Origin of the sequence: Thiorhodococcus mannitoliphagus, assembly GCF_010915725.1 — a bacterium.
GTDB lineage: Bacteria > Pseudomonadota > Gammaproteobacteria > Chromatiales > Chromatiaceae > Thiorhodococcus > Thiorhodococcus mannitoliphagus.
Window position 1 is genome coordinate 1 of record NZ_JAAIJR010000330.1, and the last position, 1,347, is coordinate 1,347.

Here is a 1,347-nt window from a genome sequence, read left to right on the forward strand (position 1 = left end):
ACTATCTGGGCATGACGGCAAACTCCGCTCCCCGCGCCGCCCAATCAGCGCCTGCAGGTTAGAACGGATTTGCCGTGCCCTATGAACCCGCCGAGCTTCACGGCATTTCTCGCGCGCGCTGGAGGCGACTGAATACCGCTCCTGCGTGCGCCTGCGGCGGGGCGAGCGGGCACGCCGACAAGCCATGCCGCTCGGCGATGTAGATGGGCTCGCCCAACGAAAGGGTGCATGTTGGGCCTCCCAATGTCGGCCCAACCGACAGCAGCTGGCCAGCGCGCATCACTCATGATCGCACCCGGTCACTTAGGCGCTGTGGCGTTGGCGGGCTTGGAGACCAGCTCGGACAGCAGCAGCCCGTCCTGCGGGCTGAGTTCGTGGCCGCCGGCGACCACCCGGATGCTGGCCCGGCCCTTCAGCGCGGGCACCCGGCGGAGGTCCTGACTGGGTGCTGGCACGACCTGGTCGCCCGGCATCCCGTAGGCCGCGCCGCGGACCACGGCAACGTAGGCGATATCAGGATGCTGGCGAGCGTTGAGCCAGTTCAGTAGGTTGCCGGGCCGTGGTGGAGCGAGGTCCGCGAGGACGCCACGCGAAGACTGAAGGGTGCGATAGAGGTCGTCGCCTACCTCGCGCTTGACGAGCCAGCGCTTGATCCCGCCGAACAGCCCAGTGTCGTTCGTCGCATCCAGGGCCTCCCAGGCGCGCTCGGTGCCCAGGTGAGGGGCGGCGATGGTGATCAGCCGGGTGACCGTGCTTGGGCCATAGTTCACCAGGGCGAGCCGCGCGACGACGCCGCCGGCCGAATGCCCGATGAGGTCCACGCTGTCCGTCGGGTGCTGTTGCGCGATCGCGGCCAGCATGCCGCCGAGAAAGCGTGCCTGCTCCATCAAGGGGGCAGTGGGGGGCAGGTCGACCGTGTAGATCGCGAATTCCCCCGCAGGTGGTCCGACCGGCTCCAACCGCACCCCAAACTGGGTCGACTCCCAGTTGCCGGCGAGCGTCCATCCAGCCTGCTCCAACACCGGCAGTACGCCGCTCTGCTGCCAGGACGTCGAGTCTCCGAGGTAGCCATGCACCAGCACCAGAATCCGCCCGGCGCTGGCGGGGCCGGCAAACATCACCCCGAGCGCACAGCAGAGCGCCAACCACCACCGAAAACGCCAGTGCTTCATGCTGCCTCCACCGGGTTGACTAAGAGGATATCCGGAACAGAATTTGCATTACCTTTAGGTTTCTTGGAGTTTTCGGAATAAGATTTCTGCGCAAGCCAGCTGAATCAGTGCCAAGTAGTTTTGCAACTGGCAAACATAACGGGTACGAATCGCCCGAAATCCTTTCAGCCAGGCG

1 protein-coding gene is annotated in these 1,347 nt (G+C 65.6%); it reads right to left on the reverse strand.

The genetic code is table 11. The features are described 5' to 3' along the window. Positions 1 to 299: 299 nt before the first annotated feature. Positions 300 to 1,172, reverse strand: coding sequence for an alpha/beta hydrolase (locus tag G3480_RS26665; RefSeq protein WP_164657212.1), 873 nt, complete (start codon positions 1,170 to 1,172; stop codon positions 300 to 302). Between the last annotated feature and the right edge of the window lie 175 nt (positions 1,173 to 1,347).

Bases quoted from the DNA above. Each gene is read 5' to 3' on its own strand.
- G3480_RS26665 (WP_164657212.1), bottom strand. From the start codon at position 1,172: ATGAAGCACTGGCGTTTTCGGTGGTGGTTGGCGCTCTGCTGTGCGCTC.